The 14,482-nt window shown below is 45.5% G+C and carries 10 protein-coding genes; 9 read left to right on the plus strand and 1 reads right to left on the minus strand.

From position 1 onward, the window contains the following. Positions 1-208 precede the first annotated feature (208 nt). The 6 genes from JMY05_RS03160 to JMY05_RS03185 all read left to right on the plus strand — a co-directional run bounded on the left by JMY05_RS03160 (position 209) and on the right by JMY05_RS03185 (position 8,598). A complete protein-coding gene (locus JMY05_RS03160; protein WP_045445563.1) occupies positions 209-1,480 on the plus strand; it encodes an aspartate aminotransferase family protein in 1,272 nt (423 codons plus the stop codon). Between the two features lie 179 nt (positions 1,481-1,659). After that, positions 1,660-3,060 carry a 2-oxoadipate dioxygenase/decarboxylase family protein gene (locus JMY05_RS03165; protein ID WP_045445691.1) on the plus strand — a complete coding sequence of 467 codons (1,401 nt, stop codon included), beginning with the start codon at positions 1,660-1,662 and terminating at the stop codon, positions 3,058-3,060. Between the two features lie 170 nt (positions 3,061-3,230). Then, positions 3,231-4,721: an aldehyde dehydrogenase family protein gene (locus JMY05_RS03170; protein WP_201614155.1), complete on the plus strand. Its 1,491-nt coding sequence runs from the start codon at positions 3,231-3,233 to the stop codon at positions 4,719-4,721. A 283-nt stretch (positions 4,722-5,004) separates the two neighbouring features. Beyond that, positions 5,005-6,465, plus strand: a complete 1,461-nt coding sequence (gene nhaC, locus JMY05_RS03175) for a Na+/H+ antiporter NhaC (protein ID WP_045445566.1) — start codon at positions 5,005-5,007, stop codon at positions 6,463-6,465. Between the two features lie 17 nt (positions 6,466-6,482). After that, positions 6,483-7,769 carry an NAD(P)/FAD-dependent oxidoreductase gene (locus JMY05_RS03180; RefSeq protein ID WP_201540305.1) on the plus strand — a complete coding sequence of 429 codons (1,287 nt, stop codon included), beginning with the start codon at positions 6,483-6,485 and terminating at the stop codon, positions 7,767-7,769. 373 nt (positions 7,770-8,142) lie between these two features. Then, on the plus strand, positions 8,143-8,598 hold the full coding sequence (locus JMY05_RS03185) for a hypothetical protein (protein WP_201540306.1): 456 nt from the start codon (positions 8,143-8,145) through the stop codon (positions 8,596-8,598). A gap of 144 nt (positions 8,599-8,742) precedes the next feature. On the opposite strand, the gene JMY05_RS03190 is transcribed toward JMY05_RS03185, so the two are convergent. After that, on the minus strand, positions 8,743-9,381 hold the full coding sequence (locus JMY05_RS03190; protein WP_045445568.1) for a TetR/AcrR family transcriptional regulator: 639 nt from the start codon (positions 9,379-9,381) through the stop codon (positions 8,743-8,745). 329 nt (positions 9,382-9,710) lie between these two features. On the opposite strand from JMY05_RS03190, the gene JMY05_RS03195 reads away from it, so the two are divergent. The 3 genes from JMY05_RS03195 to JMY05_RS03205 all read left to right on the plus strand — a co-directional run bounded on the left by JMY05_RS03195 (position 9,711) and on the right by JMY05_RS03205 (position 14,430). After that, positions 9,711-10,862 carry an acyl-CoA dehydrogenase family protein gene (locus tag JMY05_RS03195; protein ID WP_045445571.1) on the plus strand — a complete coding sequence of 384 codons (1,152 nt, stop codon included), beginning with the start codon at positions 9,711-9,713 and terminating at the stop codon, positions 10,860-10,862. Positions 10,863-10,964: 102 nt separating this feature from the next. Continuing rightward, positions 10,965-12,173: an acetyl-CoA C-acetyltransferase gene (locus JMY05_RS03200; RefSeq protein ID WP_045445573.1), complete on the plus strand. Its 1,209-nt coding sequence runs from the start codon at positions 10,965-10,967 to the stop codon at positions 12,171-12,173. A gap of 85 nt (positions 12,174-12,258) precedes the next feature. After that, positions 12,259-14,430, plus strand: a complete 2,172-nt coding sequence (locus tag JMY05_RS03205) for a 3-hydroxyacyl-CoA dehydrogenase NAD-binding domain-containing protein (RefSeq protein WP_201614157.1) — start codon at positions 12,259-12,261, stop codon at positions 14,428-14,430. Positions 14,431-14,482: the final 52 nt, after the last annotated feature.

Consider the following 14,482-nt stretch of genomic DNA (forward strand, 5'->3'; position numbering starts at 1 on the left):
TCTACAAAGTTATCTACTGTGAGAATCTAAAACGCTAAACAAAAAAACTGCCTTAATACGCAGTTTTTTTTGTTTTTAAAGGATTCTTTTAGGAAGTTGATTCACTGGTAATGACAAAAAGGAATGCCACCACAACTATTATTCGTTTGCTGCTGGAATGATGTTTTGTTGAAATGAGTCTAACTCAAGGAAGAGATAGAGATTCATCATGGACAAGCTTTATAACGTGACCGATGCCTTTACGATGGTGCATCCGCTCACGCTCGTCAAAGGAAAAAATGCTAGAGTTTGGGACGACAATGATCGTAGCTATATCGATTTTGTTGGCGGAATTGGTGTTTTAAACTTTGGTCATTGCCACCCCCACATCGTGAAAGCCATCATCCAGCAAGCCCAGTCGCTGATTCACTATGCCTACAATGCGGCAGCACATCAGCCTTATCAAACCTTTATGCCGCGATTGTGTGAGCTGGTGTCTATCAATGGCGAACTGGCAGGGATGCTCACCAACTGCGGTGCAGAAGCCACCGAAAATGCCATAAAAATCGCTCGTCTAAAGACAGGTCGCACAGGCGTTATTGCTTTTGGTGGCGGTTTTCATGGGCGCACGCTGGCTGCCGTCAATCTCAATGGTAAGGTCGCGCCTTATAAGCGCGGGTTTGGTGTATTAGGGAGCGGCGTTTATCACATTCCTTTCCCCAGTCCCGATAACAACGTCAGCGACGAGCAAGCGATTGACGCGCTACAGCGTTTATTTATGGTAGAAACCGATATCGACAATATCGGTGCCATCATCGTCGAACCTGTACAAGGGGAAGGCGGTTTTCAATTGCTGTCGCCCACCTTTGCGCAGTATCTACGTAAGTTTTGTGATGAGCATGGCATGTTACTTATCATGGACGAAATCCAATCTGGCTACGGGCGTACGGGTACACCGTTTGCTTTTACCCATTTAGAGATTGAGCCTGATCTTATTTTACTCGGCAAGAGTATTGCGGGCGGCTTGCCTTTAGGTGCGGTCATAGGAAAGGCTAGTGTGGTCAATGGTCTCCCCAAAGGCAGCTTGGGCGGCACTTATTCGGGCAATCCAGTTGCTTGCGCCGCTGCCAATGCCACGCTTGATATCATGCAAGCCGATGACGTTTGGCAGTCAGCCAAGCATTATGCCCAGACGATTGAGACGACCATCAGCCAATGGCAACAAGAAGGTATCTCACCTTGGTTATTTGGTCTTACGGGTATCGGTGCGATGCGCGGTATTGAGCTGCGTCATCCTGAGCATGATGTGCATCCGAGTGTGATGGCGCAAGTATTAACCAAAGCACGTGAGAAGGGATTGCTGCTCATGCCAAGTGGGCAATATCGCCATATCATTCGCTTATTACCGCCACTCACCATAGAGCCTGACACCCTAAAAGAAGGGTTGGATATTCTAAAAGAGGTGCTCATCGCGCTTCCTGATGGATTGCCTGCCGCTTAATGTTTAGGCGTGCTTGGGATTGATAGCGCATCGTCATAAGCAAATGCTCGAAATCAAATACTTATTATTAAGCTAAAAATTTATTAACTCTATTACAAGGATGTTTATTTGTGAAAAATAGTAGCGTCAGTCCAGATAAGGATTTTATCTGCAGCGATGATATTCGCCATGATTTCTCTATGGCCATGTCAGCCATGTATCAGAACGAGGTGCCGCTATACGGTGACTTGGTTGATTTGGTCAGTGAGGTCAATACCGAAGTATTAACCTCACATCCCGATATTAAATCACAGCTGCTGCATACAGGCGAGATTGAACGTCTGAGTATGGAGCGCCACGGGGCGATTCGGCTGGGTACCGCAGCAGAGCTGAGCATGATGCGCCGTCTTTTTGCCGTGATGGTTATGCACCCTGTCGGCTACTACGATTTAGCGCCTGCTGGCGTGCCCGTGCATTCAACAGCTTTTCGCGCACTTGACTCGCATTCTTTGCATAAAAGTCCCTTTCGTATTTTTACCTCGTTATTGCGTTTAGATTTGATTGTCGATGAAAATTTACAACAAGAAGCTACGGCCACACTGGCGCAGCGTCAGATATTCACTGCTGGCGTTATTGAGCTCATTGAGATTTTTGAGGCGCAAGGTGGCTTGACCACTGAGCAAGCAGAGCAATTTGTCCAAGAAGCGCTAGAGACATTTCGTTGGCATGATAAAACGCCGGTGGCAAAAGCGCTCTATCAGCGTCTACTAGATCAGCATCCACTTGTCGCTGATGTGGTCGGCTTTAAAGGTCCGCATATCAATCATTTAACGCCTCGAACCTTGGATATTGATGCTGTACAACAAGGCATGCAAGCCCGCGGCATACCTTCAAAAGCCATTATCGAAGGGCCACCGCGTAGAGCGTGTCCAATCTTATTAAGGCAAACCAGTTTTAAAGCACTACAAGAAGCGGTTGGCTTTAAAGTTGCTGATACCTCAGACCCTAGCAATGGGGATTATGAGCAAGGGCACCATACCGCGCGCTTTGGAGAGATTGAACAACGCGGTGTGGCGTTAACACAAAAGGGCCGCGCGCTTTATGATGAATTATTGGCCGAAGCTCGCCGCCAGCTTGGTGCTACCCCAAATGAGGACAATGCGGCTCAATACAATCAAATTTTAACCAAGGTATTTACCGCTTTTCCTGATGATTATCAAACTCTACACGATGAGGGGCTGGCGTATTTTTATTACCAGTTGACGGATAGCACCCTTGATTCTGAGGACGGTCAAGCGTTGTTAGCCGTCACCTTAACCAATGATGACCTGAATAAAGTGCCTAATGCTAAGTTGACTGCTCTGATTAATGATGAAGTGCTTCGCATTGAACCTATCGTTTATGAAGACTTTTTGCCCGTCAGTGCCGCTGGTATCTTTCAATCAAATCTGCAGGAGGCGCAGCCAAGCCAATATGACGGTTACTCAAGCCAACAAGAGTTTGAGCGTGATTTAGGTTCCGCCATTTATGATGAGATGGCATTGTATGAAGCGATGCAAGCGCAAAGTCTTGAGCAGTGCCTGTCTAGTGTCAGTGTTTAGTAAAATTTAGGCTAAAAATAGCCAGCTTATAGCCGACTTATTAGCACGTCATTCCAAAAAGGAATGATTGCAAGAAATTTATTATTTTGCAACTTAGTAGGTAGCAGGGTAATTTTATAAGTCAGTCAAGGACGTAGTAAACCATTATACCAATATGCAAGGGATTGATTATGATTAAGCAATATATGTCTGCAATGGGCGTAGAAGAAGCACACTATCAAAATGGCGACTTTGAAGTCACCACCCCAATTGATGGCTCAGTCATCGGTAAAGTCACGTTAGATACAGTGGCTGACGTCGATACTAAAATCCAAAATGCCAAACAAGCTTTTCAAGAATGGCGTGTCGTTCCTGCCCCTAAACGTGGTGAGCTGATTCGTCTGTTGGGTGAAGTCCTGCGTGAGCACAAAGAAGACCTAGGTATCTTAGTATCGTTAGAGGCCGGAAAAATCAAAGAAGAAGGCCTTGGCGAAGTACAAGAAATGATTGATATTTGTGACTTTGCCGTGGGCGTATCGCGTCAGCTTTATGGTCTAACCATCGCCTCAGAACGCCCAGGTCACCACATGCGTGAGACATGGCATCCACTTGGTGTCATCGGCGTCATCTCGGCCTTTAACTTCCCAGTCGCCGTTTGGTCTTGGAACACGGCGCTGGCCATCGTCTGTGGCAACCCTGTCATCTGGAAACCTTCAGAAAAAACCCCACTTGTCGCCTTAGCGTGCCAAGCGTTATTTGAAAAAGCCTTGGCAAAATTTGGTGAGGCACCAGCACATTTATCGCAAATCATATTGGGTGAAACCGATATTGGTAATGCGTTGGTTGAAAACAAAGACATCGCCTTGGTCAGTGCCACCGGCAGTACACGTATGGGCCGAGAAGTAGGACCAAAAGTCGCTGAGCGTTTTGGTAAATGCTTGCTTGAGCTTGGTGGTAATAACGCCATGATTTTGGCACCAACGGCGGACTTGGATTTGGCGCTACGTGGCATTCTATTCTCAGCGGTAGGAACGGCAGGGCAGCGCTGCACCACCTTACGCCGTCTGTTCGTTCATGAGTCGGTCAAAGACGATATCTTACCGCGCGTTAAGTCTGCATACGAGACGGTGAGTATCGGCCATCCGCTTGAAGGCAATCTAGTCGGTCCACTGATTGATGAAGACAGCTTTAATAACATGCAAGCGGCGTTAGAAAAGGCCCGCAATACTGGCGGTAAAGTCACGGGCGGCGAACGGGTGCTGATGGATAAATTCCCCGATGCTTATTATGTGACCCCTGCGATTGTTGAGCTTGATGAGCAAAATGACGTGGCACGTAGTGAGACGTTTGCACCGATTTTATATGTCATGCCTTATAAAGAATTTGACGATGCGCTAGCGATGCAAAACGATGTGCCACAAGGGCTGTCATCTTGTATCTTTACCAATGACTTACGTGAAGCTGAAACTTTCCTCAGCGATCGCGGTAGTGATTGCGGTATTGCCAACGTCAATATCGGCACCAGTGGCGCTGAAATTGGCGGCGCATTTGGCGGCGAAAAAGAAACCGGCGGTGGTCGTGAATCAGGTTCAGACGCATGGAAAGCTTATATGCGCCGTCAGACCAATACAGTCAACTATTCAACCGAGCTACCACTAGCGCAAGGCATCAACTTTGGCTAATAACAATATGACGTGACGTGATGCTTGTTAAGTAGGCTCAGCGCTTATTTAGCAAGCCAATTATTAGCTATTTTGGTCGCCAATTATTAAGTATTTATTGTTTTAGTATGAAAGCCTGCGGAAGTGATGAATAACTATTCATGATTTCAAAACAGGCTTTTTACACCCTTTGCCGTAACCTTTTCGCACTTTTTTCAGCATTATCAGCAGCCATGGATTGGTTGTTTCCACTACTGTTATATCTATGACAGCAGTATCCACTACTAAGGAAGGTAGGTATCTTATGATGGATGATAAACCTTATGACGAAACTAAAGAGGGCTACGATCCGTCTTCTAGTTTTTTATTAGATATTGCACCTCTGGTGTTGACTGCCATTATTCTAATGGTGCAGTTTTTTGTATTCAAAGATTTTACCCCTCATATTCCTTTAGCTTGCGGTATTTTAATCACTGGCTTGTTTATGAAGCTGCGTGGCCGTGACTGGGATGGCATGGAACAACGCTTTTTAAAGGTTGTTAAAATTGGTCTACCAGCGATGATTATCCTAATGGGTGTGGGTATGCTCATTGGTGCTTGGATTATTGCTGGTACCGTTCCTACGATTTTATACTACGGTTTTAGCGTTTTTTCTCTTTCATCATTCCTAGTCTCTGTCTGTATCATCTGTGCCATTATTTCTGTCGCAACCGGTACCTCTTGGGGCACGGTTGGAACGGTCGGTCTTGCCATGATGGGTATTGGGCTAGGATTGGGTATTCCGCCGTCACTAACGGGCGGTGCTATCGTCTCTGGTGCTTTTTTCGGTGACAAAATGTCTCCATTATCTGACACCACCAACTTAACGCCAGCGGCGGCTGGTGTTGATCTTTGGGAGCACATCCGCGGTATGTTGCCAACCACGGTACCTGCTATGGTAACTGCATTGATTATCTATGCTTGGATTGGTATGGGTTACGGCGCAGAAAATGTCGATTTAACCTCAATTAAAGAAATTCAAACCTCACTAGCGGCCAATTATAACTTAAGCATCATTACGTTATTACCTGCTGTGGTCGTTGTCATCGCAGCGGTGATGAAAATGCCTGCTATTCCAACGGTATTGTCTGGTGTGTTGGTCGCAGGATTGGTCGCGTTTTTTATGCAAGGCGTGGGTGTGCATGACATTTTTACTGTCTTACAAAATGGCTTTGTCAGTGAAACGGGCTTTGCTGTCGTGGATCAACTGCTGTCTAAAGGCGACATTATGTCGATGACATGGGTCGTGACCTTAACCATCTTTGCTTTAGCATTCGTCGGCTCAATTGAGCATTACGGTACGCTCAAAGCCATCATGGCAAAAATTAATAAAATGGTGAAATCGAGATTTGGTTTAGTAATGACCACTTATGCCAGCACGCTTGGTGTTGGTACGCTCATCGGTGACGTCTATACCACACTGGTATTGCCAGGCCGTTTATTAAAAGACAAATATCAAGAAATGGGCTACAAGCGTACCACGCTTACTCGCTCTATTGAAGATTCCGGAACTCTGTTATCTCCGCTTATTCCTTGGAACATGGGCGGTAGCTTCGTCGCGGCAACACTAGGTATTGCGACACTCACTTATGCACCATTTGCCTTTGCTTGTTGGTTATCACCGCTATTTGGTTTGCTATGGGTGTTCTTAGACAAATTTATCCCCCGTGAAGAACCTATTGTTAATAACGACTCAAGCGCGCTCTCCACTGTAGATAACGTGTAATTTAGAAGGAATATAAGATGTTGCAAGAGCAATGTTTGTGGAATATGACCGCACCTATTATTGATACTTACAGCCAGATGAATAGCGACACCGAAGCGACTATCTGTATCATAGGCGGCGGTTATACAGGGTTGTCGGCGGCGATTCATTTAGCAGAAAAAGGCGTCAAAGTTATCCTCTTAGAGAGTCATACGATAGGCAGTGGCGGCTCCGGTAAAAGCGTAGGGCTCGTCAATGCAGGTACTTGGGCGCGCCCTGATGATTTGAATATTGCGCTAGGTGAAGCGGCAGGTGAGCGTCTAACTGAAGCCCTCGGACAAGCGCCAACCTTAGTATTTGACTTAATCAAACGTTATAATATCGACGCCCAAGCTACTCAAGCCGGTAATATCCACATGGCACATAACGCTAAAGGCGAAGTCGATGTCGACATTAGATACGAGCAGTTGAGCCGCCGCGGCGCGAACGTTGAAGTACTAACCGGCAGCAAATGCCATGAATATTGCGGTACCAAAAGTATCAATAAAGCACTACTCGATCATCGGGCTGGTACCATAAACCCACTGGCTTATGTCAGAGGACTCGCAAAAGTAGCAACCAGTCTTGGTGTCACTATTTATGAGCATTCCGCTGTTGAAGCCTTAGAAAAGGTGGATGGCTATTGGTATGCAAGGACTTCTAAAGCGCGCGTGAAATCTGAGCGCGTCATTATTGCGACTAACGCCTATACCGAAGGCGAGTGGACAGAAATTAAAAAGACGTTTTATCTGGTGTATTACTATCAGATTGCATCTGAGCCGCTCAGCGGAGAAGCGGCAGACCGCATTTTGCCATACAAAACAGGAGCATGGGATACACGCTTGGCCTTGTCTAGCTTTCGCCGTGATGACGACGATCGCCTATTATTGGGAACGGTGGGTGGTACACAGCTTAAACCAAAATCCTTTTATCAATCATGGGCCAATGCGGTGCAAAAAAGCTATTATCCAGATTTGCCAGCATTTAAGTGGCAGTACGAGTGGACTGGTAGCTTTGGCTTCACGCAAGATCATATTTTTCGAGTCATGGAGCCCGACGAGGGCTTGCTGACAGCAACGGCCTATAATGGTCGCGGCATTACCACAGGCACACTAATGGGTAAGTGCTTTGCCGATTATATAATGACGGGTAATAGAGACAGTATTCCCTTACCATTTAAGACCTTAGAAGAGGCAAAAGTTTCTTTTGGCGGGATGAAATCTGGCTTTACTGAGTTGGGATTGACCTTATATCATGCAGGACAATGTCTAAAAATAATTAGGTAGCTTTGTTGAGTCATCGTCTGATTTTTTCTACCGTTTTTAAATATAAAGGTATTCAGACTTTGACGGCGATAGAGAGACCGTAACAATCGTGTGATTACCAAAGCGTATTAATATCAGTATTTATTTTCTATTATCTGATATGCTATCATCTTTAAGTCATTATCGTGGGTTTAACAGTTTTGTCATTGCCAGCCATTATCGTTATAAATGGTGGCGTACAAACCTTGCAACTTCCAGCACGATATAAAACAATTCTGGTAAAGCGCATGAGCCTGTACTCCGACATCCTCATTTGTGCCTGATTTTATTTGCCTATTTGGGCGTATTTCAACCTTTTTCGTCGGAGTTACAGGAGTCTAAGGTGTTCAATATCATGAGCCACATTGCTAACCAATCCAAATATACCCGTCATTATCATCCACGCCATCTTCTTGCCCAGTATGCGATCAATCAGATAGCGACACTTGAGCTGCGTTCGCAAGATATTGTCAAAGCCATGGGCTATCCTATCAAGCATACCATCCCTGCTTGTGAGCGCCTACGTCATGTATTATCGAATAAATACCTTGGGCTTGATGGCAGCTATATGGATAAATATTTTACCGCTGAAGAATTTTTAGCCGTGCTATTTTCTGTGCTGGATATCCCTCATACGCCGTTTGCAGAAGACATTGCCCAGATCAAAGATGCTGCTGTGCACGCTCAGCATGATAATAAAAATTCATCCTATGGCAGTGTAAGCAATGCCTATCAACAGATGAGTGAACAAGATTATGAAATGGTTGATAGATTAGAAAAATATAAGCTAAAAAAATCTAAGGAATGTTAATTTTTAAGCATTAGTTTTTAAGCATTAAGTAAAGCCTCACTGCAAAGTGAGGCTTTTTTCGTTGTGATCTTTTATGGTGAAATTGAAAAATTGGCTGGTATGAATACTTCATAATATCGTACAAGTTATTGTATATCGAACTGACTATATATCAGGCTTTGATATGGCTCGCCATAAAATCACGAATAACGCATCAAACTCTGCATTAATGGGTGTATCGGTCTGGCGGATGATATGCATCAAGCCAAGACGACTGATAAAACCCATAAACACATCAAAAAGTATATAAAGGGGCACGGTGTCATTTAGTACTCCGCGGTTTTGACCATCTTCTAATACATTCAAAAATGCGCCAATCAGCTCCTTATTTTCATAAATTGCAATATTACGTATACGCGATGCCGATACCGAAGACAGCACCATCACGGCATCAGGATGCGAATCTACAAAGTCAAAACAGACCCATAATGTCTTGCGCAGCCGATCTTGCACGCTATCAATGCCTTGCAAATGATCCATGATGCGCGCCGCCAACCTGCCTAATACAATATCCATGATGGTATAAAACAGTGTTTGCTTATCACCAAAATATTTATACAGCGTCTGTAGTGAGACATTGGCAGACTTTGCAATCTGCGCCATGGTCACCTCATTAGAGTCAAAACCTGCAAACACTTTACGAACGGCTTTTTCAATTTTTTCTAAAGTAGCAGGGCGCATATCGGATAAGGGTGCCAAGGCGCGGGTTTCAATCGTGCTAGGTATCTGGCTCGTGGTTTTCATCGTTGGTTTCGTAGCTCCTTTACGGTAGGTATTTTTAGATAGCTCATGCTTGAAGTAGTACATCATTTAAGGATTAATAAGATAAAAGTAAGTTGGGTAATTTTAATTACTATTATTATTTAATTGGTTGCGCATAGTCTTTTACTGTCCTAGTATAAGTTTTGTATGATATTAAAGATAAAGAATGCTTAGATTGTATATAACGGTAATTAAAATTACCATAAGTAATATGTTTACACTCAATAGTATTTTATATTAGGGCGTGTCCTCGTTTGAATTGAGGACACGCCCTAGCCATTATCAACTTCCCCTCGTCAAGGACAGACAATATGAGTATTGAAAAATTCACCCCGAACTGGATGACCGAAGAGCACCAGATGGTGCATGATAGCGCGCTTAAAATGTTTCAATCGTGGGAGCCAAAGGACGAGCAGTGGCGCAAAAACGGCATGATTGACCGTGCCGCGTGGGAAGAGGCGGGCGCGATGGGTTTCTTATGTGCATCGATTCCAGAGGAATATGGCGGCGGCGGTGGTGACTTTGGTCATGAAGCGGCGCTTCTTTATGCGCAGGCTGAGGCTAATCAATCCGGATTCGGCGGCATGGTGCATTCAGGTATTGTCGCGCCTTATATCTTGAGTCATGGTACGGAAGCGCAGAAAAAAGAATGGCTACCTAAGATGGCGACCGGTGAGTATGTGGCTGCGATTGCTATGACCGAACCAGGCACAGGCTCAGACCTACAAAACATCAAAACCTATGCCGTAAAAGATGGTGATGATTACATTATTAATGGCTCAAAAACCTTTATTACCAATGGTCAGCATGCCAACCTGATTTTGCTCGCCTGCAAAACCGATCGTGAAAAAGGTGCGCAAGGCGTTTCGCTTATCGTGGTAGAAACGGACAAAGTAGAAGGGTTTGAGCGTGGTCGTAATCTCGATAAGATTGGTCTGACCTCACAAGATACTTCAGAGTTATTTTTCAGCAATGTACGTGTGCCGCAAAAGAATTTGCTTGGCACAGTAGAGGGCATGGGTTTTATTCAAATGATGCAAGAGCTGCCACGTGAGCGTCTAATCATTGCTTTAACGGGCGTTGGTGCGATGAAGCTGGCGATTAATTTGACCCTAGAGTATGTCAAAGGTCGTGAAGCCTTTGGCAAACCGATTTGGAAATTTCAAAATACGCGCTTTAAAATGGCAGAGTGCTACGCTGATTATCTCGCTGCTAGCACAATGTGTGATGCCGCTGTCGATGCCATGTTAGAAGGCAAGTTGACGGTACCACAGGCGTCTTTGATTAAATATTGGGTAACCCAAAAGCAGTGTGACGTGATCGACGAATGCGTCCAGCTATTTGGCGGTTATGGTTATATGACAGAATACCCGATTGCTCGCCTATATGCTGATGCGCGAGTACAAAAAATCTACGGCGGCACCAATGAAATCATGAAAGAGTTGGCGTCACGCTTTATGTAATTGTCTATTTTAATTGTTAGTTCTAGTTCTTGATTCTAACATGGCGATTATATTGCCATCATCCATCATGGTTATTTATTCAAAAAATAAAAAGGGATTTTTATGACTGAGACTGCTTACATTTATGACGCCATCCGTACCCCGCGTGGTAAAGGCAAAAAGGATGGCTCTTTGTATCAGGCGTCACCGATTTGGCTTGCTCGTACCTTGTTAAAGGAAATGCAACAGCGCCACCATTTGGATACCAGTTTGGTCGATGATGTGGTGCTTGGTTGCGTGACGCCCGTTGGCGAACAGGGCTCTGATATTGCCCGTATTGCGGTCATTGACGCTGGCTGGGCGCAAAGTGTCGCGGGTGTCACTTTATCTCGGTTTTGTGCCTCAGGTCTGGAGTCTATCAATCTGGCCGCTGCCAAAATTATGTCAGGTATGGAGGACATGGTGGTTGCAGGCGGCGTAGAATCGATGAGCCGCGTGCCGATGGGCTCTGACGGCGGGGCATGGTATATGGATCCACGGGTTAATGAAGCGACGCATTTTGTCCCGCAAGGCGTTGGCGCGGATACCATAGCGACGTTAAAAGGCTTTAGCCGCACCGATGTTGATGCGTTTGCTACCGAGTCACATCGCCGCGCCGCGCATGCTTGGGAGCAGGGCTATTATGATAAATCGGTCGTTCCCGTCACGGATATCAATGGCATGACGTTATTGGATAAAGACGAAACCATTCGTCCTAATACCAATATCGAAACCTTAGCTGGCCTCAATCCTTCTTTTATTATGCCGGGCAAGATGGGCTTTGATAGTGTTATCTTGGACAGATATACCACCATTGAAAAAGTGAATCACGTGCATCATGCGGGCAATTCATCAGGCATCGTCGATGGTGCGGCAATTTGCTTAGTGGGTAGTGCAGCTGCTGGCAAAAAAGCAGGTCTAAAACCACGTGCCAAAATTACGATGGCTGCAGTCATTGGCTCAGAGCCTGCCATTATGCTGACAGGGCCAACGCCTGCCTGCCAAAAAGCGCTCAAAAAAGCGGGCATGCAAGCTTCAGATATAGACCTATGGGAAATCAATGAAGCCTTTGCTGCCGTTCCGCTGAATACTGTCGATGACTTTGGCATCTCGCTTGATATCGTCAATGTCAATGGCGGCGCTATCGCTATGGGTCATCCACTTGGCGCAACGGGCGCGATGCTCATGACGACTGTGCTTGACGAGTTAGAACGTCGCGATCTGAAAACCGCGATGATTACGCTGTGTGTGGGTGGCGGTATGGGCATCGCTACTATCATTGAGCGCGTATAGTGCTGATAGCGCTAATAGATTTTAGTGATTGTCATTAGTTTCTAGTGACTGATATCGACATAGAATAATATAAAAAGGATTTGAAATGAGCACAAACAGCGTAGACGCCATCAATGCATTGAACCACTTTTCTGCCGAATCTGATAATGGCATTATCACCGTCACGATTGACCAAAGCAGTCGCAAAATGAATGTCATCGGCGACGGTTTCACCGATAGTTTTGCAGTGATGACTGACAGCTTTATTAACGACGCGTCCGCCAAAGGTTTGATTTTAACCTCTGGCAAAGAGACGTTTGTGGTCGGTGCTGATATTGATCAGTTGGCTAATATTAAAACCGCTGAACAAGCGTTTGAGCTGGTCGAAGACCTGAAAGCCAGTTTACGCAAACTAGAGAAATCTGGTAAACCTGTCGTCGCTGCCATGAGTGGAACGGCACTTGGCGGTGGTTTGGAGTTGGCATTGGCCTGTCATTATCGTATTGTGATTGATTCGCCTAAAACCAAATTGGGTCTACTAGAAGTCAAGCTGGGTTTACTACCGGGTGGCGGCGGTACTCAGCGTTTACCGCGATTGGTCGGTATTCAATCAGCGTTAGAATTGATGACCCAAGGGAAAGAACTGCGTCCAACGGCTGCTAAATATATGGGTTTAATTGATGCCGTTGCCACTGATAAAGCCGATATGCTCAAGCAGGCGACAGACTGGATTAACGCCAATCCCAGTGCCCAGCAGCCATGGGATAAAAAAGGTTTTAAAATTCCCGGCGGTGATAGTAAAAATCCTAGTATTGTGCCGATATTTTCTATTGCACCAGCCATGGCCAATCAAAAGTCACACGGCAATTATCCAGCCATTACTCATATCATGTCTTGCGTGTTCGAGGGCTGTTTAGTGGATATCGATACGGGACTCGAACTTGAGTCGCGTTACTTCGCGGCTTGTGTGCTGTCTGCTGAATCTAGAAATATGATTAATACGCTATGGACGCAGCTAAACAGCATCAAAAAAGGTCAATCTCGTCCTGATGGTTTTGAGCGGACACAAACCAAAAAAGTTGGCATTCTAGGTGCTGGCATGATGGGTGCAGGTATCGCTTATGTCACCGCAAAGGCGGGGATCGACGTTGTACTCCTCGACACTGAAATGGCAGGCGCTGAAAAAGGCAAAGCATATTCTGCCACCATTTTGGATAAAGCCATTAGCCGTAAACGCTCCACGGAAGATAAAAAACAGGCGTTACTCAATCGTATCAAGCCAACCATTTCTTATGAGGATTTGGCAGACTGTGACCTTATCATTGAAGCGGTGTTTGAAAATCGTGAGATTAAAGCCAAGTGTACTGAGCAATCTGAGGCGGTGATTCCTAACACGGCTGTCTATGCGTCTAATACGTCGACACTTCCTATCACTGGATTGGCAAAAGCCAGCACCCGACCCAATCAATTTATCGGGCTACACTTCTTTTCGCCAGTCGATAAGATGCCGTTGGTTGAGATTATCATGGGCGAGCAAACGGATGACACCACTTTAGCAAAAGCCTTTGATTATGTGCTACAAATCGGTAAAACACCTATCGTCGTCAATGACAGTCGCGGCTTTTATACGTCACGGGTATTTGGTACTTATGTCTCAGAAGGCGTGGCGATGTTAGGCGAGGGCGTTCATCCGCGCAGCATCGAAGTTGCTGGCATGAAAACCGGTATGCCCATGCCGCCACTGGCATTGCAAGATGAGGTTTCATTAAGTTTGGCGCTACACGTGAGCGAACAGCAGCAGTTGGATATGGCAGCGGAAGGTAAACCCATTGCTGTGCGTCCCTCGTACGAGATACTGAAAACGCTGGTCAAAGAACACAATCGCGAGGGCAAAAAGAACGCCAAAGGCTTTTATGAGTATACCGATAATGGCGACAAATACTTGTGGCCTGAGCTGATGAATTTATACCCAGCAAAAGCAGAGCAGCCATCACAGCAAGATTTAATCGACCGTTTGATGTTTATCCAAGCCAATGAATCTGCTAAATGTTATCAAGAAAATGTCGTGCGCTCTGTCGCTGATACCAATATCGGCTCCATTTTTGGTTGGGGCTTTGCGCCACATCAAGGCGGTACGCTACAGTTTATTAATGCGATGGGGTTAGAGGCGTTCATCACGCGTAGCCGTGAACTTGCGGCTCAATACGGTGAGCGTTTTGAGCCAGCGCAGATTGTGCTAGACATGGCAGATAAAGGTGAGGTGTTTTCTGATGACTGAGCTGATGGTTAATTCTACGATTCATTCTATGCTTGATTCTGTGATTAATACG

Source organism: Psychrobacter sp. JCM 18902 (genome assembly GCF_904846615.1).
Classification (GTDB): domain Bacteria; phylum Pseudomonadota; class Gammaproteobacteria; order Pseudomonadales; family Moraxellaceae; genus Psychrobacter.

Bases quoted from the DNA above. Each gene is read 5' to 3' on its own strand.
- JMY05_RS03160 (WP_045445563.1), top strand. From the start codon at position 209: ATGGACAAGCTTTATAACGTGACCGATGCCTTTACGATGGTGCATCCG.
- JMY05_RS03165 (WP_045445691.1), top strand. From the start codon at position 1,660: ATGGCCATGTCAGCCATGTATCAGAACGAGGTGCCGCTATACGGTGAC.
- JMY05_RS03170 (WP_201614155.1), top strand. From the start codon at position 3,231: ATGATTAAGCAATATATGTCTGCAATGGGCGTAGAAGAAGCACACTAT.
- nhaC (WP_045445566.1), top strand. From the start codon at position 5,005: ATGATGGATGATAAACCTTATGACGAAACTAAAGAGGGCTACGATCCG.
- JMY05_RS03180 (WP_201540305.1), top strand. From the start codon at position 6,483: ATGTTGCAAGAGCAATGTTTGTGGAATATGACCGCACCTATTATTGAT.
- JMY05_RS03185 (WP_201540306.1), top strand. From the start codon at position 8,143: ATGAGCCACATTGCTAACCAATCCAAATATACCCGTCATTATCATCCA.
- JMY05_RS03190 (WP_045445568.1), bottom strand. From the start codon at position 9,381: ATGAAAACCACGAGCCAGATACCTAGCACGATTGAAACCCGCGCCTTG.
- JMY05_RS03195 (WP_045445571.1), top strand. From the start codon at position 9,711: ATGAGTATTGAAAAATTCACCCCGAACTGGATGACCGAAGAGCACCAG.
- JMY05_RS03200 (WP_045445573.1), top strand. From the start codon at position 10,965: ATGACTGAGACTGCTTACATTTATGACGCCATCCGTACCCCGCGTGGT.
- JMY05_RS03205 (WP_201614157.1), top strand. From the start codon at position 12,259: ATGAGCACAAACAGCGTAGACGCCATCAATGCATTGAACCACTTTTCT.